The following is a 22,565-nucleotide window of genomic DNA, read 5'->3' as shown; positions in this document are numbered from 1 at the left end:
TCGGTAGGTGATTCTCGGCCCGCGTCGAACTAGAACTGGGTCATGCCCGACCGAGACACCGGAAGCCGGCGGCCGGTTTCGCTCGCCAAGGCCGCCGAATACCTTGACCTCCCGGCCGAGTCGGTCGAGGCGTTGGTCGAGACTGGATATTTGGCCGCGCTCGGCAACGGGGCCAGCGGGCCGGAGTTCGCCCTGGTCGACCTCAAGGCGTTCCTGGCCCGTAACGCCGAGAACGGATCGGGCAACATCCTCGACGCCGCGCTCGACAGCGTCGACCCACAGACGCTGCTCGATGCGCTCGACGGGCGCTCCGAGGAGATGGCCAGGAGGGCATTCGAGATCTTCTCGACCGTGTTCCCCGAGTCTCGCGGGTGGTCGCTCTCCGAGCAGGCGCGCTTCATCGATCAGGCCCGGGCTCGCTTCGAGGCGATCCTCGCCGTCACCGGCCAGGGGGCCGAGGTCGACGAGGCGCTCGTCGGCGACCTGCAGGAGGTCGGAGCGAGCGCCGCCTGGGCGGGCTCACCCCTTCCGCAGCTGCTCGTCGTGCTGCGAATCTCGCGCGACCTCGTCGTCCAGACCGCGGTGGAGCTGGCCGAGGAGCGGGGCCGTCATTGGGGGCTGGCACTGTCGCTGCTGCTGACCCGGGTCCTGCCCGCCATGGACCGGCTGACCGATGCCCTGGCCCAGGGTTACTGGGCCGCCGTGGTCGAGGAGCAGAAGGAGAGCCGGGCCCGCTACGAGAACGTCGTCGAGCAGTCCTTCAGCGGCATCTGGGAAGTCGATCTCGTGGGTCGGATCCAGTACGCCAACCCGGCCCTGGGGATGATCCTCGGTCGCCCGACCGAGGGGTTGGTGGGCACAGCGCTCACCGACATCGTCGTTCCTTTGGACCCGACCTCGAAGCTCGACGCCCTCATCACCGAGCCCGTCGAAGGCGCGGAGGTGCTCGAGCTCACGATCGTGCGGGCCGATCGCGTCCGACGGGTCCTCGAGGTCCGCACCATGCCCCGTTATCACGACGCCGAGCTCGTGGGCTTCCAGGGCGTGGTGAGGGACACCACGACGGCACACGACCTGGAGTCGGAGAAGAACGAGTTCCTCGCCCTCGTCACCCACGACCTGCGGACCCCGCTCAGCACGATCCTCGGCCTGGGCTCCACCCTCGAGGCCCACGGTCGCGAGCTCGGGCCCGATCACATCCAGCGCACCGGCGAGTCCATCCGCCGCCAGGCCGAGCGCATCGCCCGCCTTGCCGACGACCTCTACGACGTGAGCCGGCTCGAGGCCAGCTCGCTGCTCCTCGCCCCGCGACCAGTCGACCTGGCCCGGGTGGTCGACGTGGCCCTGCACTCGGTGGACATGCTGTCGACCGACCCCCGCCCCTCCGTCGAGGTGCAGGTGCCGACGGGCACCGCCGTGCTGGCCGACCCGCGGCGACTGGAGCAGGTCATGGCCAACCTGGTGGAGAACGCCCTCGTCCACGGGGCCCCGCCGGTCACGGTCGAGCTCCGGCGCGCCGACGGCGCCGAGGTCGAGCTGGCGGTGGTGGACCGCGGCGCCGGGGTGGCTCCGGTGATGGTGCCCAGGCTGTTCAACCGGCTCCAGATCCTCGCCCTGCGGGATCGGGCCCGGGGGACCGGCCTCGGTCTGTCGCTGGTGCGGGGCCTGGTCGAGGCCATGGGCGGCCGGGTCTGGTACGAGCCGGCGGCTGAGGGTGGCGCCGCCTTCGCCCTCACCCTCCCGGTGCCGCAGAACGCCACATCGCTCGACAGCTGATCGACGGCTCGGGCGGCCCCGCCGGGGCGCCGAGTCTCAGCGGCGCGGTCAGCCGTCGAGGGCGGTCTCGACCCTGTCGAGCATCCGGGCGGTACAGCCCGACATCTCGACGAGCGGTAGGACCTCGTCGACCAGGCGACCGGCGATGGCGGCGAACGCCTCCGCGGTCGGCCCCTCGCCGTCGAGCGCCACCGGGTTGCCGCTGTCGCCTCCGGCCGCCACGGCGGGATCGAGTGGCACGGCGCCGATCAGCGGGGCGCCGATCTCGTCCGCCACCCGCTGCCCCCCACCTGCACCGAAGAGCGGGTACGACTGGCCGTGCTCGCACACGAAGGCGGTCATATTCTCGATCACGCCAGCCACGCGCAGGTAGCCCTTGCGGGCCATGTCGGCCGCCCGCGTCGCCACCTTGGCCGCCGCCACGGCCGGCGTGGTCACGATGATCAACTCTGTACGCGGCAGCATGCGAGCCAGGCCCATCTGGATGTCTCCGGTGCCCGGCGGCATGTCGACGAGGAGGTAGTCGAGGGCGCCCCAGCGGACGTTCTCGATGAAGTGCTGGAGGGCCCGGTTGAGCAGCAGTCCTCGCCACATGATCGCCTCGTCCTCACCCTCGGCGAGAAAGCCCATCGACACCACCTTCAGCTGCCCGGAGCCGACGGGCTTGGTGATGGGGATCATGGACCAGGCCTCGGTCGTCCCCTCCGCCTCGATCCGCCCTTCGATGCCGAGCATGCGGGGGACCGAGAAGCCCCAGATATCGGCGTCGAGCAACCCAACGGTGAGGCCCCGGGCCGCCAGCGCGGCGGCGAGGTTCACGGTGACCGACGACTTGCCCACCCCGCCCTTCCCCGACGCCACGGCTACCACCCGCGCGCTCGGGGGAATCTCGGTCTCGGCGGGCCGCTCCCGCGCCTTCCACCTGGCCCGGGACATCACCCGGCTGCGCTCCTCACCCGTCATCTCGGCCATATGGACCTGCACCGAGATCACGCCCGGGAGACCACCTACCCGCGCCTCGACGTCACCGCGCAGCTGGGTGCGCAGGGGACACCCGGCGATGGTCAGGGCCAGGTCCACGTCGACGCCGCCCCCATCGGCCACCCGCACGCCCCGGACCATGCCGAGGTCGACGACGTTGTCACCCAGCTCGGGGTCGATGACGCCGCGCAGGGCCGCGACGACGGCCTCGTGGGGCGGGGGAGGGACGACCTTGGTGGGCACGGCGTGAATTCTACCGGTCTCGACCAGTAGTATTCAGCCGTGGCGAAGTTAGCGGCACGGACGGGGGCAGCTCGGGAGGCGGCCCCGCCCGCTGTGCAGCAGACGCCAGGGACACGGCAGTCGCTCTTCCGGGCCCTTGGAGATCGCACGCGCTACGCCATCTACAGCGAGGTGGCGTCGTCCGCGGTTCCGCTCTCCACCTCCGACATCGCCGAGGTCCTCGACCTCCACCCCAACACCGTCCGACCACACCTCGAGCGGCTGCGGGACGTCGGCCTGCTCGAGGTCGAGTCGGCCAGTCAGGGGAGCGTGGGGCGGCCCCAGCACCGGTACATGCTCACTGCCGATGCTCCCTGCCTCGGCCTGGAGCCGCCCGCGTACCCGTTGCTCGCCGACCTTCTGGCCCAGCTGGCCGCCGAGCTCGGCCCGAGGGACGACGACGTCGCCGAGGTCGGCCGGTCGTGGGGCCGGCACGAGGCGGAGATGCTCGGCGAGCCCGATGGAGAGGCCGGGGACACTGGTGCCTCCGAGGAGAGCCCGTGCGTCAACGCCCTCGTGGCCGAGCTGGCCGAGCTGGGCTTCGACCCGACCACCGACTGCTCCGGGTCCCACACGACCGTGTCGTTCACCCGCTGCCCGTACCGGGAGCTGGCGGAGGCGCACCCGGAGCTGGTCTGCTGCCTGCACCGGGGCATCGTGGAGGGCATCGTCGAGCGGATGGGCGGGGCGTCGGTCGCCGATTTCGCCACCCTGGCCGATCAGCATCCCTGCCGGGTGGAGCTCGTTGTCCGGTAATCTTTGACCCGAGAGTCCGAGGAGGCGCGATCCGTGAGCATGACGTCAGTGAACATCGGCCGGCGGCCCAGCCCCATCATGCTGACCGACCAGGCGGCGACCAAGGTGGCGGACCTGCTGGCCCAGGAGGGCAACGCCGAGCTCGCTCTGCGGGTGGCCGTGCGACCCGGCGGGTGCTCGGGCTTCAGCTATGAGATGTTCTTCGACTCCGAGCTGGAGAGTGACGACATCGTCCGCAGCTTCGGCCCGGTCAAGGTGGTGGTCGACCCGGCCAGCGCCGAGCAGCTCACCGGCGCCACCCTCGACTACAAGGACGGCCTTCAGGGGGCGGGCTTTCACATCACCAACCCCAACGCCACCCGCACCTGCGGGTGCGGTTCGTCCTTCAGCTGACCGGCGGCCCTCGGGGTCGCTGTCACATCATGAGCGATGCCCGTCAGCCTGGTCGTTGACGGTCGCGAGGTAGAGGTCCCCGACGACGGGTCCTCGCTCCTCGAGGTGCTGCGGGACCGGCTGGGCCTGCGCTCGGCCAAGGACGGCTGCAGCCCCCAGGGCCAGTGCGGGTGCTGCACCGTGTGGATCGACGGGGCGCCCCGTGTCGCGTGCGTGACGCCGGCGCGGCGAGTGGCGGGCCGCTCGGTGACCACGCTGGACGGCCTCGATCCGGGGAGCCGGCAGCGCTGGGCCGAGGCGTTCTCGGCCACCGGGGCCAGCCAGTGCGGGTTCTGCACGCCGGGGATCGTCATGCGGCTGGCGGCGTTGGAGGCGCGGGCCGAAGGCTCGGTCGACGAGCCGGCCGTCGGGCGTGCGCTCGCCGCCCACCTCTGTCGGTGCACCGGCTGGCGGACCATCGTGGACGCCGCTCGCCTGGCCGACAGCTGGCGGGCCGGCACGACTGGCGCCGCGGTGAGCCGCGACGTCGCCGCCGCCGCCCACCGGGCCGCCCTCGAGGGTGGGACACCCCAGACGGTGGATGTGTCCGTTCCGCTCGGCGCGGGCGGCTTCGCCGACGACACGGCGCCCGCGGACGCGTTGGTCGCTGTGCCCGACGGCGAGGGCGGGTGGGCCGTCGCCGAGACCCTGCGGGACGCTCGGGCCGCCGCTGGCAAGGTCCAGGGGCGGCGCAGCACGATCCCGCTGGGACACCCGCTCGAGGTGCCGCCCGGCCCGTGGCAGCAGACCCTGCGCACGACGTGGGTGGAGCCCGCCTACCTCGAGACCGACGCCTCGTGGTGTCGACCCGGAGGCGAACCGGCCTCGCCCCTGGCCAACGGCGGCGCCTTCGGCGCCAAGCTGGCGTCGCCAGCCCCCGACGTCGCCCGCCGGCTGGCCGACGAGCACGGGCGTCCCGTGCGGGTGCTGCTCTCCCGGGAGGACACCGTCCGGATGGGCCCCAAGCGGCCTCCGGTGGCCGCCGGTATCGGGCTGGACGGCACGGGGCTGATGCGGATCGTCCGAACCCCCGGCGTCGCCGACGTGATCCGCTCCGTGGCTCCCGGGATCGTCGTCGAGGAGGTGGATGTCGCCGGCCCGCAGACCTCGGGCGCCGTTCGCGGCGCCGGATGGGTCGAGGCGGCGGTGCTCCTCGCCGCGCTCGCTCATCTTCGAGATGACAGCGGGCCCGAGGGCGGCTCGGCGGTGCGGGTGGCGCTGGCGTCGGGAGCTACGGCTGAGGCGTCGATCGCGCCCGACGGCGGTGTCGGCGTTCGGGTGTCGTGCGGTCCGCCCCTCGACGACGTGGTGCTGCGCTCCTACTGCACCGGTGCCGCCCACATGGCGCTGAGCTGGGTACGGTCCGAAGGCCTCGCCGTCGACGAGGAGGGCCACCCCCTCGATCTCACCATCCGCTCGTTCGGCATCCTGGCGGCGCGCGATATGCCGACGGTCGACGTCGAGATCGCTCGCAGCGAGGGCTCTGCCGTCAATGGCTCCGACGCCGTCTTCGCCGCGGTGGCCGCGGCAGCGTGGATTGCCGACGGGCTGCCCCAGGACTGGCCGACCGGCGGACCCGAGCGCCGGCGTTGAGAGGGGCGGCGCGATCGGTCAGAGCGTCCAGCGCGGCTGTCCGAAGCGGTAGCCGACCGAGCGGACGGTCTGGATGAGGTTGGCGTGCTCCTCGCCCAGCTTGGCCCGCAGCCGCCGCACGTGGACGTCGACCGTGCGCGCGCCACCGAAGTACTCGTAGCCCCACACCCGGCTCAGCAGGATCTCCCGGGTGAACACCTTGCCGGGGTGGGTGGCCAGGAACCGCAGGAGCTCGTACTCCATGTAGGTGAGATCGAGCGGCCGGCCCTCGACGGCCGCCTGGTAGGTCTCCAGGTTGAGCGCCAGTGGCCCGTGCTCGACCAGCTCCGGTTGCGCCCCGCGTCCTGTGCGCCTGAGTAGGTGCTCGAGACGCGCGCCGAGCTCGGCGGGACGAAACGGCGTCAGGCAGAAGTCGTCGAAGATGTCCTCTCTTACGGGGAGATTCTCCACCTGCTGGCTGCCCACCATCAGCAGGATGGGCTCGAGCGGCGGCTCCCGCTTGCGCAGGGCCCGGCACAGGGCGAGGCCGCCGTCGGCATCCTCTTCCAGTGAGACCACGGCGCCCGCCCACCCCTCGATCGGCTCGCTGGCCGAGGCTTGCCCGGCCATGCCCGCGGCCCGCCACCGGTAGCCGGCCAGCTCGAGAGCCTGGACCAGGTTGGCCGGAGCCGGGTCCGGAAAGAGGAGGAGGGGCTCCACGGCGGATGGTCCGTCTGCTTTACAGCTGGGGAAGGTAGCGGTCGAGCTCGAACTGGCTCACCTGGGTCTTGTAGTCGGCCCACTCGGCGCGCTTGTTCCGGATGAACCACTCGAACACGTGCTCGCCGAGGGTCTCGGCGACCAGCTCCGAGCCCTCCATGATGGCGATGGCGTCGGCCAGGCTGGCCGGCAGCGGACGGATGCCCTCGGACGCCAGCTCCTCGGGCGTCATGGTGTAGAGGTTGGTCGCGGCTTCCGGGGGCAGCTGATAGCCCTCCTCGATTCCCTTCAGCCCGGCGGCCAGGACGACCGCGAACGCCAGGTAGGGGTTGCAGGCCGGGTCGGGAGCTCGGTACTCGATCCGGGTGGAGTCGACCTTGCCCCGCTTGATCACGGGCACCCGCACCAGGGCCGATCGGTTGTTGCGGGCCCAGGAGAGGTGGACGGGGGCTTCGTAGCCGCGTACCAGGCGCTTGTAGGAGTTGACCCACTGGTTGGTGACGGCGGTGATCTCCGAGGCGTGCCGCAGGAGCCCGGCGATGAATCCCTTGGCGACCTTGGACAGGCCGTGCTCGTCACCGGGATCGTGGAAGGCGTTCACGTCGCCCTCGAAAAGCGAGAAGTGGGTGTGCATGCCCGATCCCTGCACGCCGGCCATGGGCTTGGGCATGAAGCTGGCGTGCACGGAGCGCTCCTGGGCAATCTCCTTGACCACGAGGCGAACGGTCATGACCGTGTCCGCCATCGTGAGCGCGTCGGTGTAGCGAAGGTCTATCTCGTGCTGGCTGGGGGCGTCCTCGTGTTGGGCGTACTCGACAGGGATGCCCATGTCCTCGAGCGTCAGCACCGTCCGCTTGCGCAGGTCGCCCGCCAGGTCCGCCACGGTGAGCTCGAAGTACGAGCCCCGGTCGAGGAAACGGGGTGGATGGGACGGATCGGCGTCGGCGAAGTAGAAGTACTCCAGCTCGGGGGCGGCGTAGAACGAGAAGCCCCGCTCCCGGGCCCGCTCCAGGCTTCGGCGCAGGACGTGGCGGGGGCAGCCCTCGAAGGGAGAGCCGTCCAGGTTCGTGATGTCGCAGAAGACTCTGGCTACCGCGCCTTCGTCGGTTCGCCAGGGCAGGATCTGGAAGGTCTTGGCGTCGGGCCGGGCCAGCACGTCGCTCTCCTGGACCCGGCTGAAGCCGTCGATCGAGGAGCCGTCGAAGGTCATTCCCTCCTCCAGGGCGTTCTCCAGCTCGGCCGGCGTGATGCTGAATGTCTTCGGCGTCCCCAGGACGTCGGTGAACCAGAGCTGGACGAAGCGGACGCCCCGCTCCTCCACCATCCTCAGCACGAACTCCTCTTGGCTCTGCATCGCTGTCCTCCGGATGGCTGCCCACTTGGGCTCGCCTCGACCGACGCGCACTAGTCTCGCAGGCGCCAGACCCCCTGGAAGCCCGGTTCACAACATGTTCACACTGAGGCAACAGGCGGGAAATGGCGGGCGACAAGGATCTCGCCCGCCCCCACCAGTGGTATGTCGCCGAGCCAGTAGCCGGCCCGAGGGCCGGCCCGAAGACACACAGGAGGACCAGTGGATCGGACACCGGCCGAGGTGCTGCGCCTCGCCCAGGACGAGGAGATCGAGATCGTGGACTTCCGGTTCTGCGATCTGCCGGGGCTGACCCAGCATTTCTCCGTGCCCGTCACCCAGCTGACCGAGGACGGCTTCGAGGAGGGCTACGGCTTCGACGGCTCCTCGATCCGAGGGTTCCAGGAGATCCAGGAGTCGGACATGATCCTCGTGCCCGACCCCAACACCGCGATCGTGGACCCGTTCCGCCAGCACCGGACGCTCAACGTCAACTGCTTCGTCAAAGATCCCGTGACTGGAGAGAGCTATACGCGCGACCCGCGGTACGTGGCCAAGAAGGCGGAGGACTACCTGATCTCGACGGGGATCGCCGACACCGCGTACTTCGGTCCCGAGGCCGAGTTCTTCGTCTTCAACGATGTCCGCTTCGACCAGGACCAGCGGTCGGCCTTCTACTCCGTGGACTCCATCGAGGGCATCTGGAACTCCGGCAAGGACGAGGGTCCCAACCTCGGGTTCAAGCCCCGCTACAAGGAGGGGTACTTCCCCGTCCCGCCGATGGACCACTTCCAGGACCTCCGCTCGGAGATGATCCTCACCATGGAGCGCGTCGGGATCGACGTCGAGGTCCACCACCACGAGGTGGGCACGGCCGGCCAGGCGGAGATCGACATGCGCTTCGACACCCTGCTGTCGATGGCCGACAAGCTCATGCTCTACAAGTACGTGGTGAAGAGTGTCGCCCGCGACGCCGGGTACACCGCCACTTTCATGCCCAAGCCGCTGTTCCAGGACAACGGTTCGGGGATGCACACCCACCAGTCGCTGTGGAAGGGCGGCGAGCCGCTCTTCTACGACGAGACCGGCTACGCCGGGCTGTCGGACGAAGGACGCTGGTACATCGGCGGGCTTCTCCATCACGCCCCGGCCATCCTCGCCTTCGCGGCCCCGACGACCAACTCGTACAAGCGCCTGGTGCCCGGCTACGAGGCGCCCGTCAACCTGGTCTATTCCCAGCGCAACCGGTCGGCCTGCTGCCGGATCCCGCTCTACTCCAAGAGCCCCAAGGCCAAGCGGGTGGAGTTCCGTTGCCCCGATCCGTCGTGCAACCCGTACCTGGCCTTCTCGGCCATGCTCATGGCGGGCCTCGACGGGGTGCAGAACCGGATCGAGCCCCCCGACCCCGTCGACAAGGACCTCTACGACCTTCCGCCCGAGGAGCTGGCCCTCGTTCCCCAGGTCCCCGGCTCGCTCGAAGCCGCACTCGACGCCCTCGAGTCCGACCAGAAGTTCCTCCAGGTCGGTGGCGTCTTCACACCCGACCTGCTCGAGACGTGGATCGACTACAAGCGGACGCGCGAGCTCGACGAGATCCGTCTTCGGCCCCACCCCTGGGAGTTCATGCTCTACTACGACATCTAGGGTGGGGCTGTGCGAGTTGCAATCGCGGGAGCGAACGGGCAGGTCGCGATTCGACTCGGGCGCCTGCTCGTCGATCGCGGCGACGATGTCATCGGACTGATTCGCAACCCGAACCACGCTGAAGAAGTGCGTGCAGCCGGCGTTGATCCGGTGGCCTGTGATCTCGAGCACGCGACCGTCGACCAAATCGCGGCGGCGGTTGGCGGGAGTGGTGCCGTTGTCTTCGCGGCGGGAGCGGGACCGGGTAGCGGCGCGGCGCGAAAGCTGACGATGGATCGTGATGGTGCGATCAAGCTGCTCGACGCGACAGGCCCCGACTCGTCCCGTTACGTGATGCTGAGTGCCATCGGTGTCGAGGACCCTCCGGACGGCGACGACGTCTTCAGCGTCTATTTGCGCGCTAAAGCCGGAGCCGATGCCGCCCTAATGGCCAGTGACCGCGACTGGACGATCGTGAGACCCGGTGGACTGACAAGCGATGCCGGGACAGGCCGAGTGCGCATCGACTCCGCGCCGTTCCGCGGCGAGATCCCTCGGGACGACCTCGCAGTTCTCCTCGCCGGTGTGCTTCACGACCCACGGGCGCGACGTCATATTCTCTATGTCAATGGCGGCCACGAGCCGATCGACCAGGCGCTCGAGGTTGCACTCATAGGGGCGTCGTGATCGCCAGGCCTGCCCAGTCCGGGCCGTCGTGTCCACTCGATGGCTGACAGAGAAGCTCCGGCGGTATCGGTCGACAACCTGTCGAAGCGGTTCGGAGAGCGCGTCGCCTTCGCCGACGTGTCCTTCGAGGTGGGTTACGGCGAGGTCTTCGGCTTCCTTGGCCCCAACGGTGCTGGGAAGACGACGACTGTGCGGACGCTCGGCACGCTCATCGCGCCCACCTCTGGATCGGCCACGGTCGCGGGATTGCGGCTCGCGGCAGAGAACGGTGTGGACATCCGCCGCCGGATCTCGATAATGCCGGAGACGCCCGGCCTGTACCTCAGCCTGAGCGTGGCCGAGAACCTCAAGTGCTTCGCCGACCTCTACGAGGTTCCCGAGGCAAACGACCGCATCGGGTGGGCCATGCGGGCGGTCAAGCTGGCCGAACGGGCTGACGACGCCTGCGGCACTCTGTCGAAGGGCCTTCGCCAGCGGGTGGCCCTGGCCCGGGCCCTGCTCAGCGACCCGCAGGTGCTGTTCCTCGACGAGCCGACGTCAGGGCTCGACCCTGCCGCCGCTCGTGACGTCCACGAGCTGGTCGATACGCTGCGCCAGCGCGGCGTCACGATCTTTCTGACGACGCATCGCCTCGAAGAGGCGGAGCGGTTGTGCGACCGCGTCGCGATCCTGAACACGACGCTGCGCATGATCGGCCGTCCTGATGAGCTTCGCGACCAGATGTTCGCCAAGACGCTCACGGTCAGGACCCTTGCTCCGCTCGCCGAAGCAGACCGCGTCTTCACCGGCATTCCCGCCCTCGACAGCTGGCGGCCTGACGGCGCTGCTAGTTACGTCTTGGCCGTGTCCGACCCGGCCGAGGCAGCACCGGCGGTGACGCGGGCGCTGGTGGATGCCGGTGCCGACGTCCTGTCCATAGGCGAGTCCCGTCACTCGCTGGCGGACGTCTACCTCGAGCTGATCGATCAGGACAAGGAAGGTGTCGGCGGGTGAACCTGAGCCCAAGGCGAATCCGTGCCATCTTCAGCAAGGAGCTGCGCGAGTACCGGCACAACGGCAACATCATCTACGCCATGGCGATTCTCCCCCTGGTCTTCCTCATCCAGCCGGTGATCCAGGTTTTCACCCTGTCCTCGAGGGCGTCGGTCGCGCTGCGGAGCGAGCACTCTCTCCTCTACATGTTGGCCATACCCGTGCTCGTGCCCGCGGCGCTCGCCGCCTACTCGGTGGTGGGCGAGCGTCTCCAGGGCACGCTGGAGCCGCTGTTGTCCACGCCGGTGCGCCGCGAGGAGCTCCTCCTGGGCAAGGCGCTCGCCGCCTTCGTGCCGTCTGTCGCGGTGGCCTATGTCGTCTTCGGCCTCTTCGTCGCCGTCGTCGAGCTCTTCGCCCGCCCGGCCGTGGCCTCGGGGCTCATTCGCGGCCCTGATCTGCTCGCCCAGCTCCTGTTCACCCCGCTGCTTGCCACATGGTCCATCTGGGTTGGCATCGCCGTATCGGCGCGGTCGCGCGATCCGCGCACCGCGGGGCAACTGGCGATCCTCGTAAGCCTGCCGACGGTGGCAGTGACATCGCTCGTCGCCTTCGATGTGATCCCCGCCACCTTGCGCGTGGCCCTCGGCTTCGGGGTCGCCCTGATTGTCCTCGTCCGCCTGGGTGCGCGGTTCGCATCGGCGCTGTTCGACCGCGAACGACTGATCACGAGTACCAAGTGAGGATCAAGGGCTAGGAGACTCCGCGGTGAGCGGAGCGACGACGTGCTCGGCGAGATAGGCGATCTGCTCCTCGCCGGGGTCGAACAGCGAGATGTACGAGATGTCCGGCTACCGATCCCGACCTTGACGGGGCGACTTGACGGCGCGACCCCCGCGAGCCCTAGATTGCCGCCGGACAGGAGGAGAGGACATGAGGCTTCGGGCTGGGGCGTTGGCGGTTCTCGTTCTCGGGGCCCTCGGGGCGCCCGCCGTCCTCCTTCCAGCGCAGGCGGCGAGCGCGGTCTCGCTTCCGCCGCTGCCGCTCGTGTACACGTGCTCGGCGACCAACACGATCGCACCGACGGGCGCCGACTCGCTGACCACCGTTGGGACCTCGGTGTGCGATGGTCTGCTGGCCCAGCACGCCACGACCAGCATCGAGCTGGTGAGCCCGATCCCGCTCGTCAGCCTGTCGGTGCCGCTGTCGACGAGCTCCGCCTCGTGTACTGCCTGCACGTCGCTGGTCGGACACGACAGCACCACGGTGCTGCCGGTGCCGGGGTTGACCTACCAGGGCAGCTACGTCGACACCATCACCGCGCCAGCGGGCTCGTCGTTCCTGCCCTCGCCGGGGTGCACCCCCGTCCCGCCCAACGCCCTCGTCTGCGTGGCCACCAGTACGTACACGTACTGATCGCCAGCGGACCAGGGATCAGGTGAAGATACCGTCGCGGAGGGCCAGCCCCACTGCGCCCGCCCGATCGCGGACATCGAGCTTGCGGTAGAGGGAGTGGAGGTGGGTCTTCACCGTCTCCTGACCAACGAACAGGCGCTCGGCGATCTCCCGGTTGGCCAAGCCGTCGACCAGCAGGGCGAGGACATCGCTCTCACGCTGGCTCAGTCCCATACGGGCACCGGGCCAGCCGCCCAGGTCCCGGGAACGGCCCATGGCGAGGGCCAGCCGGGAGGCGAGGGTCGGATCGATGACCACCTGCCCGTCACGGGCTCGCTCGAGGTGATGGACCAGCTCGACCGCGCCGAGGGACTTCAGGAGGTAGCCAGCCGATCCTGCCCGGAGAGCCTCGAACATCCGACGTTCATCGTTGCTGTGGGTGAACGCCACGATACGGAGGCCCTCTGTCTCGGCGAGGAGCCGGGCCAGCAACCCCATGTCGGCCCCGCCCTTTCGATCGGTGTCGACGAGCACCACCTCGGCGCGGACGGCGGCCGCTGCGGCGCTGATGTCATCGGCGAGGGAGACGGGACCCAGCAGCTCGACGCGGTCGCGGCTTCGGTCCAGTAGCCCGAAGAGGCCTCGAACGATGATCTCGGTGTCGGCGACGAGAAGCACCCGCACCGGAACTGCGGACACCACGTGCGCCCCCTCGGAATGCGGCTGCTGCTGGCGGGCGGCTCCGGTATCGCCGTCGTAGATAGCACCGGTTGTGAGGCTCATTGCGGCTCCCTTTACCTGACTTCTTCGACTCCGCGGAGGCCTCGATACTCCGAGCGGATCACAAGTGCGCTGGTGCCCTTGCCAGCCCCGCCCTCCTGGATCGAACCCCTAACCCAGGGTACCCCTTCTGTCTGCAACCGTACAGAGCAGCCGTCCGTCAAGGCCGCGTAGGGGTCCAAAACCGGGCAAAAGCGACAGCCAAATCGATTCCTACCGGCCCTGGTGGTCGATCCCGTAGAAGAGGCGCTCGACGACAAGGCGGGCCCGCCTGGTCACGCGCCGGTACTCCTCTCGCAGGGCTACGGCGCTGGTGCCGAGGCTTCGGGCCAGCCGGGACAGCTGGTCGGCCTGCGTCGGGAGCGCATCGCCTGGCGCGCCGCGGACGAGGTACAGCCGGTTGCGGGTGTGTTCGAGGAACCGATAGGCGGCGGTGAGGATCCCGGCGTCGGCGGGGTCGAGCACCCCCGCCTCGACGAGGGCACCGAGGGCGGCCACGGTCCCCGAAGACGTGACCTGGTGGCGGAGCTGGAGCAGCTGGGCCGTCCATTCGATGTCGGAGAGCGAGCCCCTGCCGAGCTTCAGATGGAACTGCGGGTCCTCGCCGGCGGGCAGGCGCTCCCGCTCCACCCGCGCCTTCATGCGACGGATCTCCCGCTGCCCCTCGTCGTCCAGCGGGCGTTGCCAGACGAACTCGTCGACCACGGCCATGAAGCGCCGGGCGACATCGGGATCGCCAGCTACGGGGCGGGCTCGGATGAGGGCCTGGCGCTCCCAGGTGCGAGCCCACCGCCCGTAGTAGGTGCGGTACCCGTCGATGCTGCGGGCCAATGGCCCATCGCGACCTTCTGGTCGGAGAGCAGTATCGACTGTGAACAGTCGCCCCGCCGGTGTCGCGCCATTGACGGTGCGGATCAGCGCCTCCGCCGTCTCCTCCGCCGCTTCGACCTCCGCAGTCGAGTGACCGTCGAACACGATGAGCACGTCGAGATCGCTGGCATAGGACAGCTCCGCTCCACCGAAGCGTCCCAAGGCCACGATCGCCATCGGCACGGGCGGGTCGAGCGATGCCAGGGCCTCTTCGAGGGTGACCTCGGCGAGGTCGCTGATCGCCGCGCCAGTCGCATCGTCGTCATCGATGCCGAGCACGTCCCGGGCGGCGATGCGGGCCATCTCGGTGTCCTTCAGGCGGAGCAAGCCTGCCCGCCACCGCTCATGGTCGTGGCGCCAACCCAGGACGGCGCCGGCCAGCTCGGCCAGCTGGGCCCGGCTACGACGGGCCAGGGCGGCGTCGTCGCCGAGCTCGGCCGCCAGCTCAGGGTTGCGCCGAATCGGTTCGAGCAGCGGGCGGCCGGTCCCGATGAGCAGGCACAGCCGGCGCGCCGACTCCGGGGAGTCCCGAAAGGTGGCCACCAACCGGTCGCGACGATGGCTGCCCGACACCAGGGTACGGAGGCCGAGCAGCCCCAGGTCCGGATCGGGTGACTCGGACAACCAGGTGAGCAGCAACGGCAGTGTCTGCTGCATCAGCCGCGAGGAGCGGGTGAGGCCCTTGGTGAGCTCCTCCAGGGCCGCCCTGGTGCGCTCGGCGTCGGTGAAGCCGAAGGCGGCCAGGCGCGCTCGCACGGCGTCGTCGGAGCCGAGCCCAGCCGGCGCCACCGCCGTCGGCGGCTCCGAGACGGCCGAGAAGGCCTCCAGCAAGGGGCGGAAGAAGAGCCGCTCGTGGATGGACCGGGCCACGGCCTGTTGGTCACTCAGCTCGCGGTCGAAGCGGGCCAGAGCGGTGCCGGTCGCATCGTCTCGATGGCCGAGGACGCGGGCGAGGTGGGCGCGGGCGGCCGGATCGGACGGGACCGAATGCACCTGGGCTTCGTCGACCAGCTGCAGCCGGTGCTCCACCGTGCGCAGATAGCGATAGGCGTCGGCCAGGGTGCGGGCGTCCTCCGCGTCCACATAGCCGGCGGCGCCTAGCTCGGTCAGGGCTCCGAGGGTCGAACGCGAGCGCAGGGCTGGGTCGTTGCGCCCGTGGACCAGCTGGAGGAGCTGGACCGCGAACTCGACGTCCCGTATCCCCCCCCAGCCCCGCTTGATCTCCCGGTGCGACAGGCCTTGTCGGGCCACGTGCTGCTCGGCGCGCGCCTTCATGGCCCTGATATCCCTCAGGTCGTCGGCCCCGAAGGCCCGTCCCCACAGCTCGAGCGCCGCCTCGCGCTGAAAGGCGTCACCGAGAGCCTGGTCCCCCGCCACCGGACGCGCCTTCAGCAGCGCCTGGCGCTCCCACGCCTGGGCCCAGCGCCCCCAGTACGCCTGGTAGGAGCGGAGCGAGCGGACGAGCGGCCCGTCGCGGCCCTCCGGACGCAGGTCGACGTCCACGCGAAAGCAGCCCCGCGCCACGTCCATCACATTCCGCGCCACCCGTGTGGCGGAGCTCCCGTCGCCGTCGACGAACACAAGGTCGATGTCGCTGGCGTAGTTGAGCTCCTGGCCGCCAAGCTTTCCCATGCCGATCACGGCGAGCCTCTCGTCTGGGACCTCGGCCAGATCGACCGCGCCTCGCAGCACGTCGTCGGCCAGGTCGGCCAGGGAGGCGACGACAGCTTCCAGGTCGTCGAGCCCGGTCAGGTCGCGAGCGGCGATGCGCAGCAGCTCGATGCGCTTCCACGCGGCGAGCGCGCTCGCGCTCCGGGCGTCGACAGGCGGCCTGTCATCGAGGTCGGCGAGCACCTCGATGCAGCGCGGATCGCTCTCGCACAACCGGGCGAGCGACCTGCTGGCCGCCAGCACCGCCACCAGGGCACGAGCCAGCCCATCGTCTTCTTCCAGGCGGACGGCGAGCCCAGGATGGGTCTCGATCAGCCGCGCCAGTGGGGCCCTGACAGTGACGGGGGCGGCCGAGTGCTCGACCGCCAGGGCCAACCGGCCGGTCAAGGCCAAGGTGGTCACCGGACCAGTGTGTCAGGCCTGGCCGCTTTGGCCGGCCCCAGAGGCGATTCGGCTCGACAACACTTGGCCCGAGGAAACAGCACCCGGGCGTAGTCTCGATGTGTGGGTCATCTCAGGATCGCCGCGTGCCAACTCGACACCGTCGTCGGCGACCTGGGCCGCAATGCCGACCGGATAGTCGCCGCCCTGGCCGAGGCCGAGGCGGCTGGCGCCGACCTGGCGGTGTTCCCGGAGCTGGCCCTGACCGGCTACCCGCCCGAGGACCTCCTCCTCAAGCCCGGCTTCGTGGGCGACAACCTCGAAGCCTTGCAGCGGGTAGCCCGGAGCACCCGTCGGTGTGCCGCGGTGGTCGGGTTCGTCGATGTCGCCCGGGATCTGCACAATGCCGCGGCCGTTTGCGCCGGAGGATCGGTCGCCGGGGTGTACCACAAGCGGCTTCTCCCGAACTACGCCGTGTTCGACGAGGAGCGGTACTTCACGCCGGGCGAGCCGGCTTCGCAGCTGTACCTGATCGCGGGCGTGCGCGTCGGCGTGTCGATCTGTGAGGACGCCTGGAGCCCGACCGGCCCCGTCTCCGAGCAGGCGGCAGGAGGCGCCGAGCTGATCGTCAACATCAACGCCTCGCCCTACTTCAAGGGCCGGCTCGAGGAGCGGGAGCGGATGCTCTCCACCCGAGCGGCAGATGCCTCGTGCTCCTTGGTGTACGTCAACCTGGTCGGCGGTCAGGACGAGCTTGTCTTCGACGGCGCGTCGCTGGTGCTCGACGAGGCGGGCCGGGTGGTGACGTCGGCCTCGCAGTTCCGGGAGCAGGTGCTGGTGGTCGACATCGAGGTCCGACCCGCGTTCCGCACCCGCCTGCTCGATCCCCGCGGACGACGACGGGCAGCCAATCTCCACGCCGTCGCCATCAGCGAGCGACCTCGCGACAACACCGATCGGCGCCACCCGTCGATCACCCCGGCTCTCGCCCCCGAGGACGAGGTCTACGAGGCGCTCGTCCTCGGGACGCGCGACTACATGGGCAAGAACGGGTTCTCGGGTGTCCTCGTCGGTCTGTCGGGGGGCGTCGACTCGTCCCTGGTGGCGACGATCGCAGCCGACGCGCTCGGCGCCGAGCACGTCCACGGTGTGGCCATGCCGTCGCGCTTCTCGAGCGAAGCGTCTCTGTCAGACGCGGCATCGCTGGCCGACCATCTCGGCATCGAGCTGCGCACGATTCCCATCGAGCCGGCGCACGCGTCGCTGCTCGAGATGCTGGAGCCGAGCCTTGGCGCGCCCCTCACGGGCCTGACCGCCGAGAACGTCCAGTCCCGTATCAGGGGGGTCGTCCTGATGGCGCTGTCCAACGCCCTCGGGTGGATCGTTCTCGCGACAGGCAACAAGAGCGAGCTCGCCACCGGCTACTCGACGCTCTATGGAGACACGGCGGGCGGGTTCGCGGTGATCAAGGACGTGCCCAAGATGCTCGTCTACCGGTTGTGCCGGATGCGCAACGCCAGGGCCGGGACGGACCTGATCCCCGCCTCGGTGCTCGACAAGCCGCCGTCGGCCGAGCTTCGCCCGGACCAGCGCGACGACGAGTCGCTCCCGCCGTACGAGGTCCTCGATCCCGTGCTCGCCGCCTACGTCGAAGAGGACTACACCGCAGCCGAGCTCGTGGCCGCGGGCTACGACCAGGCGCTCGTCGATCAGGTCGTTCGGCTCGTTGACGGCGCCGAGTACAAGCGGCGCCAGACGCCACTCGGGGTGCGGGTCAGCCGCAAGGCTTTCGGCAAGGACCGGCGGATGCCGATCACCAACCGCTATGCCGGCAGTTTGGGGTCAGGGGGCGGAGCTGCCGTCGGGGGCTCGCGCCCGTCTTGACCGACCGGTCAACGGGGGTGATGCTGTGCCATGGCTGATCCCAAGAAACCGAGGCAGGCCTTCGCTCCCTGGGACCGCCGCGAGCTCCCCGGCGCCTTCACGGTCGAGGAGACGGCCCAACGGGTCGGGAGCTACAAGTGGGTCGAGATGCGGCTCTTCGAGGCCCTGGGCGGGTGGGTGGCCACGGTCCCCGAGCTCGACGTGAAGATGCGTCTGGGCACCCATTGCTACAAGCACGCCTGGCATGCCGAGCTCTGGCACAAGCGGTTGCCCGAGCTGCGGGAGATGAACCCCGACCGGCTGACGCTGCCCGCCAACGAGCACGTCGAGCGGTTCATGACCGCCATCACCGAGCCCGAGGAGCCCGGACAGACGATCGAAAAGCTCGTGGGCGTCTATCGGGTACTGATCCCGCGCAAGATCGCCGCGTACACCTACCACCTCAACAACACCTCGCCCATCACCGACGCGCCCACCATCCGATCTCTCCGGCTGGTCCTCAACGACGAGCTCGAGGACTGGCGGGACGGTGAGATGCTGCTGCAGTCGCTCATCGAGACCGACGACGAGGTCGAGCGGGCGGCCGCCCATCAGGCCCGCCTGGAGACGATCATGGTGCGGGCGGGCGGTATCGCCGGTCCGGGCAGCATCGGAAGTGAGTCCCCGACGTCCCGCTCCGAGGTCCCGGCGTGACCGCATCGACCCACCGGAGGCGCTGAGGTGGCGCAGATCGCCGTCAGTCCCGAGCAGTTCCACATCGTGGCCTTCGACGCCGGAGTGATCGCGGCCACGGCCGAGCGCGTGGCCGACGCGGTCGGCCTCCCCGCGGATCTCGAGGTACGGGTCGAGGTCGACGAGACGTCGCCGTTGGGCGCGGGTCGCCTCGTCGGGTTGCATCCGGTCATCATCTCGGTGCAGAGCGGCGCCCTCGAAGACGCCAAGCGTCCTCGCCAGCTCAGGGTGGCCAGCGTGGAGGACATCCTCGGCCGGTTGCTCTTTCGCGCCGGGGACCGGTTGGACCCGGCCTTCGGCGACCCACCGGAGGAGAAGGGCCTCACGCTGGCGCAGGGCGTGGCGTGGGACGCCTACTCGGTCGGGCGGTGCTCGCGTCTGGGCTTCGGGGACACGCAGGCCCGATGGCGGTACCACTTCCGCAACCGTCACGGCTTCACTGACGTCGCGGACGCCACGTTCGACCGCTTGTGGTCGGCGACCGGGCTGACGTGGCCCGACATCGACGCGGCCTGCACCCAGACCGAGACCGCCCGCCAACCGGCGTAAGGACAGGGCGGCGGAGACGTCCCTGGGGCTGCATCAGGCCAGATCGTGGGCCGAGATCCCGGCCAGCAGGTCGACAGCGGGTCGGCCAGCGAGCAGGCCCCGGCACGCCTCCGCCATCTCCACCATCTCGGGCGAGTCGAAGTGCTGCCGCTGCGCCGCCGGGGTCTCCCATTTCTCGATGATGAGGAACCGCCCCGGCTCGGTCCGCGATGCGCACAGGTCGATGTTCCGGCAGCCGGACTGTCCCCGGGAGACCACGACGTACTTGGCCAGGACGGCGAGCAGCCGCTCGGCGCTGCCGTCGTCGGGGGCACGGGCGTCGAACCCCAGGGTGACGACGGTAAGCTCGACTTCGTGGTCCGCAGCGTCGGGATCCACGGGGCCGAGGGTAGCGGTGGGCGTCGGCCGTCCAGCAGGGAGGCACCGGAGCCTCGTCGAACCCCTCAGTGCGCGTACCGCACCGTCAGGAAAATCGGTGCTGAGGGCGGAGCGGGGCGCCGGTTGCCTTGACGCTCCCGGTAAACTAAGGGCGGGTTCGTCTCGCCGTGCGACGAGCAGGGGAAACCAGAGGCGGGGCTGCTATTTGGCCGCGTGGCTGCTCAGGAGAGGTTCATCATTTTGGCAAAGGAGCGAGTCGAGCGCGACGAGGAGGATCTCGTCCGCCTCTATCTGACTGATATCGGGCAGTATCCGCTGCTCACCAAGGATGATGAGGTCAGGCTGGCCCAGGCCATCGAGGCCGGCTATGCGGGACAGACGGAGCTGGACGGCAAGGCCAAGGACCTGACCACGGCCCGCCGCCGGGAGCTGCGGCGCCAGGTCCAGGGTGGCGAGGATGCCCAGCGGACCTTCGTGCAGTCCAACCTCCGGCTGGTGGTCTCGATCGCCAAGAAGTACCAGGCGTCCGGTCTGCCCCTTCTGGACCTCATCCAGGAGGGCAACCTCGGCTTGATGCACGCCGTCGAGAAGTTCGACTGGCGCAAGGGGTTCAAGTTCTCCACCTACGCGACGTGGTGGATCCGCCAGGCCATCACCCGCGGCATCGCCAACACCGGTCGGACCATCCGTCTGCCGGTCCACGCCGGCGACACCCTCGCCCGGGTGCAGAAGGCGCAGGCCCGCCTCGAGCTCAAGCTCGGCCGGCCGGCCACCCTGGCCGAGCTCGGCATCGAGGTCGAGATGCCCGAGGAGAAGCTCATAGAGGCGCTCCGTTTCCGGGCCGAGCCGCTCTCGCTGTCCGAGCCCCTCCGCGAGGATGGCGATGCCGAGCTGGGCGACGTCGTCGAGGACCGCTCGGCGGAGTCACCCTTCGAGATGGCGGCGACGTCGTTGCTGCCGGTCGAGATCGCCCGCCTCCTGGCCCCGCTGGACGAGCGGGAGCGGGAGATCCTCCGGCTCCGCTTCGGGCTGGACCGGGGGGAGCCCCGGACGCTCGAGGAGGTCGGGGAGCACTTCAACCTCACCCGCGAGCGAATCCGCCAGATCGAGGCCAGGGCGATGTCCAAGCTGCGCCACCCCTCGAGCGACACCGGCGCCCGGGACCTCCTCACCGTCTGAGCACCGCGTCCGCCGCCAGCGACGGAGCGCCCGTCCCACCCGTGAACGTGGCGAAGAATGTGGCGGAGGTGGACGGGAATCGAACCCGCCGCCAGGGACGGAGCGCCCGTCCCACCCGTGAATGTGGCGGAGGTGGACGGGAATCGAACCCGCCGGACGGGGATCGCCCGTCCCACCCGCTTTGAAGGCGGGGGGGCCCACCAGGTGCCCGGACACCTCCGCCCGGGAGGTTACAGGGCCCCGAACAGCCCGGATGGATTGATCACTAGTGGGGGAGCCAGCCAGCCGGTAGGTTTGGAAGCCATGAAGAAGCTGCTGATATTGGCCGTACTGATTGCTCTCGGAGCCGTTGCTGCCAAGAAGCTGCGGGCAGATTGACCGGTTGGCGCCTGAGGCGGAGCCCCAGGCGCCAACCCACCACTCCTCCGACTCCCATGACCACCGCGCCGGCGACGGCGGCAGCCGGTAGTCCCGGCGCGCTGACGCGCGGCCGGAGCGAGACCGGACGGACGAAGTTGCGCACCTCCCACTCGCGGTCCTTGGCCAGCTTGAGCAGGACGCGGTCGGGATTCACGGCCACGGGGTGGCCGACGGCCTCCAGCATGGGCAGGTCGGTGTAGGAGTCTGAGTAGGCGAAGGAGCCGGCCAGGTCGATCCCCTCCCGCTGGGCCAGGGCCTGGATGGCCTCGGCCTTGTAGGGGCCGTAGGCGTAGAACTCCATCTCCCCCGTGTAGCGCCCGTCCCGGTCGATCTTCGCCGTGCTGGATATGGCCCCGTCGACCCCCAGGTAGCGCGCCAGAGGGCCCACGATCTCCTCAGGTGATGCCGAGACGATGTAGACCTTGCGTCCCGCTTCCCGGTGCGTCTCGATGAGCTCCAACGCCTCGCCGTAGATGACGGGCTCCACCAGCTCGTCCATCGCCTCACGGACGATCTCCCTGACCTTGGCCTGGTCCCAACCCCTGGTCAGGGTCAGCACGGATTCCCTGATGCGAGCCAGCTTCTCCTCGCCGGCGCCGAGATGGAGATAGACCAGCTGGGCCCACAGGCCCCGGAGCACGGTGCGCCGGGATATCAGGCCTTCGCGGTAGAAGGTGCGGCCGAACACGGCCATCGACGCCCGGGCGATGACCGTCTTGTCCACGTCGAAGAAGGCCGCCTCCATCGCCGGCGATCATATGGGCGGTAGGGGCTGATAAGGGGTACGGGCTCGAGCAGGAAGACCCCGGCCACCGGCGAACAAATAGGCCAGGCGTCGGCCGTCGCGTCCATCGGACGCGCGGGCGCGGCGACCGGAGCTACTGTTTGGGTGCCTTGGGCCGGTTTGGCCGGGTTCTAACCAGGTGGGTGATTGGTCGGCCTCCCGATGGAGGGGAACAGAGAGGTGCGAGCATGAGGTCAAGGTTGGCTCGGCTGGGGATGGTCTTCGGGACCGTAACGGCCGCCAGTGCCCTGATTGCCGGCCCTGCAGGGGCGAGCACGCCAGAGGTCTTCGGGGGCAGCGCCACCGGCACAGCGCTGAACCTGTCGATCGCGGGCAACAACCTCACTGGTGGGGTCAGCGTGTCCAACGTCAAGTCACCCCTAACGGCTAGCT

Annotated in this window: 21 protein-coding genes and 1 tRNA gene; 14 read left to right on the top strand and 8 right to left on the bottom strand. The window is 69.7% G+C overall.

Annotated elements, in window-relative coordinates:
• The first annotated feature begins 42 nt into the window (after nt 1-42).
• Nucleotides 43-1,776, top strand: coding sequence for an ATP-binding protein (locus VH112_01260; protein HEX4538847.1), 1,734 nt, complete (start codon nt 43-45; stop codon nt 1,774-1,776).
• A 48-nt stretch (nt 1,777-1,824) separates the two neighbouring features.
• Here the strand turns inward: VH112_01260 and VH112_01255 are convergent, their stop codons facing one another.
• A complete protein-coding gene (locus VH112_01255; protein HEX4538846.1) occupies nt 1,825-3,000 on the bottom strand; it encodes an Mrp/NBP35 family ATP-binding protein in 1,176 nt (391 codons plus the stop codon).
• A 39-nt stretch (nt 3,001-3,039) separates the two neighbouring features.
• On the opposite strand from VH112_01255, the gene VH112_01250 reads away from it, so the two are divergent.
• The 3 genes from VH112_01250 to VH112_01240 are packed head-to-tail and all read left to right on the top strand — an operon-like array spanning nt 3,040 to nt 5,820.
• Nucleotides 3,040-3,795 (top strand): helix-turn-helix domain-containing protein, encoded by a 756-nt coding sequence (locus tag VH112_01250; protein ID HEX4538845.1) that lies wholly within the window; start codon nt 3,040-3,042, stop codon nt 3,793-3,795.
• Between the two features lie 39 nt (nt 3,796-3,834).
• On the top strand, nt 3,835-4,188 hold the full coding sequence (gene erpA / locus VH112_01245) for an iron-sulfur cluster insertion protein ErpA (protein ID HEX4538844.1): 354 nt from the start codon (nt 3,835-3,837) through the stop codon (nt 4,186-4,188).
• Nucleotides 4,189-4,224: 36 nt separating this feature from the next.
• Nucleotides 4,225-5,820 (top strand): 2Fe-2S iron-sulfur cluster-binding protein, encoded by a 1,596-nt coding sequence (locus VH112_01240; GenBank protein HEX4538843.1) that lies wholly within the window; start codon nt 4,225-4,227, stop codon nt 5,818-5,820.
• An 18-nt stretch (nt 5,821-5,838) separates the two neighbouring features.
• On the opposite strand, the gene VH112_01235 is transcribed toward VH112_01240, so the two are convergent.
• Nucleotides 5,839-6,519, bottom strand: a complete 681-nt coding sequence (locus VH112_01235) for a response regulator transcription factor (GenBank protein ID HEX4538842.1) — start codon at nt 6,517-6,519, stop codon at nt 5,839-5,841.
• A gap of 19 nt (nt 6,520-6,538) precedes the next feature.
• Nucleotides 6,539-7,873 carry a glutamine synthetase family protein gene (locus VH112_01230; GenBank protein HEX4538841.1) on the bottom strand — a complete coding sequence of 445 codons (1,335 nt, stop codon included), beginning with the start codon at nt 7,871-7,873 and terminating at the stop codon, nt 6,539-6,541.
• A 219-nt stretch (nt 7,874-8,092) separates the two neighbouring features.
• Between VH112_01230 and glnA the strand changes: the two genes are divergently transcribed.
• From glnA to VH112_01205, 5 genes are all read left to right on the top strand, one after another.
• Entirely contained in the window at nt 8,093-9,514 is a 1,422-nt protein-coding gene (gene glnA / locus VH112_01225; protein ID HEX4538840.1) for a type I glutamate--ammonia ligase, read from the top strand.
• 9 nt (nt 9,515-9,523) lie between these two features.
• Nucleotides 9,524-10,180 (top strand): NAD(P)H-binding protein, encoded by a 657-nt coding sequence (locus VH112_01220; protein HEX4538839.1) that lies wholly within the window; start codon nt 9,524-9,526, stop codon nt 10,178-10,180.
• Between the two features lie 39 nt (nt 10,181-10,219).
• The gene (locus VH112_01215; GenBank protein HEX4538838.1) at nt 10,220-11,173 is read left to right on the top strand and encodes an ABC transporter ATP-binding protein; all 954 of its coding nucleotides are present in this window, start codon (nt 10,220-10,222) and stop codon (nt 11,171-11,173) included.
• Complete coding sequence (locus tag VH112_01210) at nt 11,170-11,892, top strand: ABC transporter permease subunit (GenBank protein ID HEX4538837.1); 723 nt, start codon at nt 11,170-11,172, stop codon at nt 11,890-11,892. Before VH112_01215 ends, VH112_01210 begins: the two co-directional genes overlap by 4 nt.
• Nucleotides 11,893-12,082: 190 nt before the next feature.
• Nucleotides 12,083-12,565: a hypothetical protein gene (locus VH112_01205; GenBank protein ID HEX4538836.1), complete on the top strand. Its 483-nt coding sequence runs from the start codon at nt 12,083-12,085 to the stop codon at nt 12,563-12,565.
• Nucleotides 12,566-12,583: 18 nt separating this feature from the next.
• On the opposite strand, the gene VH112_01200 is transcribed toward VH112_01205, so the two are convergent.
• A complete protein-coding gene (locus tag VH112_01200) occupies nt 12,584-13,327 on the bottom strand; it encodes a response regulator transcription factor (protein HEX4538835.1) in 744 nt (247 codons plus the stop codon).
• Between the two features lie 210 nt (nt 13,328-13,537).
• Complete coding sequence (locus tag VH112_01195) at nt 13,538-16,267, bottom strand: bifunctional [glutamine synthetase] adenylyltransferase/[glutamine synthetase]-adenylyl-L-tyrosine phosphorylase (protein ID HEX4538834.1); 2,730 nt, start codon at nt 16,265-16,267, stop codon at nt 13,538-13,540.
• 102 nt (nt 16,268-16,369) lie between these two features.
• Between VH112_01195 and VH112_01190 the strand changes: the two genes are divergently transcribed.
• Genes VH112_01190 through VH112_01180 form a run of 3 tightly spaced genes read left to right on the top strand, consistent with a single transcriptional unit; the run spans nt 16,370 to nt 19,411 of the window.
• A complete protein-coding gene (locus VH112_01190) occupies nt 16,370-18,130 on the top strand; it encodes an NAD+ synthase (GenBank protein ID HEX4538833.1) in 1,761 nt (586 codons plus the stop codon).
• A gap of 30 nt (nt 18,131-18,160) precedes the next feature.
• Complete coding sequence (locus VH112_01185) at nt 18,161-18,823, top strand: hypothetical protein (GenBank protein HEX4538832.1); 663 nt, start codon at nt 18,161-18,163, stop codon at nt 18,821-18,823.
• 27 nt (nt 18,824-18,850) lie between these two features.
• Nucleotides 18,851-19,411: a hypothetical protein gene (locus VH112_01180; protein ID HEX4538831.1), complete on the top strand. Its 561-nt coding sequence runs from the start codon at nt 18,851-18,853 to the stop codon at nt 19,409-19,411.
• A gap of 33 nt (nt 19,412-19,444) precedes the next feature.
• On the opposite strand, the gene VH112_01175 is transcribed toward VH112_01180, so the two are convergent.
• On the bottom strand, nt 19,445-19,789 hold the full coding sequence (locus VH112_01175) for an antibiotic biosynthesis monooxygenase family protein (protein ID HEX4538830.1): 345 nt from the start codon (nt 19,787-19,789) through the stop codon (nt 19,445-19,447).
• A gap of 240 nt (nt 19,790-20,029) precedes the next feature.
• On the opposite strand from VH112_01175, the gene VH112_01170 reads away from it, so the two are divergent.
• The gene (locus VH112_01170) at nt 20,030-20,968 is read left to right on the top strand and encodes a sigma-70 family RNA polymerase sigma factor (protein HEX4538829.1); all 939 of its coding nucleotides are present in this window, start codon (nt 20,030-20,032) and stop codon (nt 20,966-20,968) included.
• A 124-nt stretch (nt 20,969-21,092) separates the two neighbouring features.
• On the opposite strand, the gene VH112_01165 is transcribed toward VH112_01170, so the two are convergent.
• Nucleotides 21,093-21,188: transfer RNA gene (locus VH112_01165), tRNA-Sec, on the bottom strand.
• Between the two features lie 45 nt (nt 21,189-21,233).
• Nucleotides 21,234-22,133: an HAD-IB family hydrolase gene (locus tag VH112_01160; GenBank protein ID HEX4538828.1), complete on the bottom strand. Its 900-nt coding sequence runs from the start codon at nt 22,131-22,133 to the stop codon at nt 21,234-21,236.
• Between the two features lie 227 nt (nt 22,134-22,360).
• Between VH112_01160 and VH112_01155 the strand changes: the two genes are divergently transcribed.
• On the top strand, nt 22,361-22,565 hold a 205-nt coding region (locus tag VH112_01155; protein HEX4538827.1), incomplete at its 3' end, for a hypothetical protein.

It is taken from the genome of Acidimicrobiales bacterium (genome assembly GCA_036270875.1).
Lineage (GTDB): Bacteria > Actinomycetota > Acidimicrobiia > Acidimicrobiales > AC-9 > AC-9.
The sequence above is the reverse complement of the archived record's forward strand: the minus strand, read 5'-3'. Positions and strand labels throughout refer to the sequence as shown.

Bases quoted from the DNA above. Each gene is read 5' to 3' on its own strand.
- VH112_01260 (HEX4538847.1), top strand. From the start codon at position 43: ATGCCCGACCGAGACACCGGAAGCCGGCGGCCGGTTTCGCTCGCCAAG.
- erpA (HEX4538844.1), top strand. From the start codon at position 3,835: ATGACGTCAGTGAACATCGGCCGGCGGCCCAGCCCCATCATGCTGACC.
- VH112_01240 (HEX4538843.1), top strand. From the start codon at position 4,225: ATGCCCGTCAGCCTGGTCGTTGACGGTCGCGAGGTAGAGGTCCCCGAC.
- VH112_01230 (HEX4538841.1), bottom strand. From the start codon at position 7,873: ATGCAGAGCCAAGAGGAGTTCGTGCTGAGGATGGTGGAGGAGCGGGGC.
- VH112_01215 (HEX4538838.1), top strand. From the start codon at position 10,220: ATGGCTGACAGAGAAGCTCCGGCGGTATCGGTCGACAACCTGTCGAAG.
- VH112_01205 (HEX4538836.1), top strand. From the start codon at position 12,083: ATGAGGCTTCGGGCTGGGGCGTTGGCGGTTCTCGTTCTCGGGGCCCTC.
- VH112_01200 (HEX4538835.1), bottom strand. From the start codon at position 13,327: ATGAGCCTCACAACCGGTGCTATCTACGACGGCGATACCGGAGCCGCC.
- VH112_01185 (HEX4538832.1), top strand. From the start codon at position 18,161: ATGGCTGATCCCAAGAAACCGAGGCAGGCCTTCGCTCCCTGGGACCGC.
- VH112_01160 (HEX4538828.1), bottom strand. From the start codon at position 22,133: ATGGAGGCGGCCTTCTTCGACGTGGACAAGACGGTCATCGCCCGGGCG.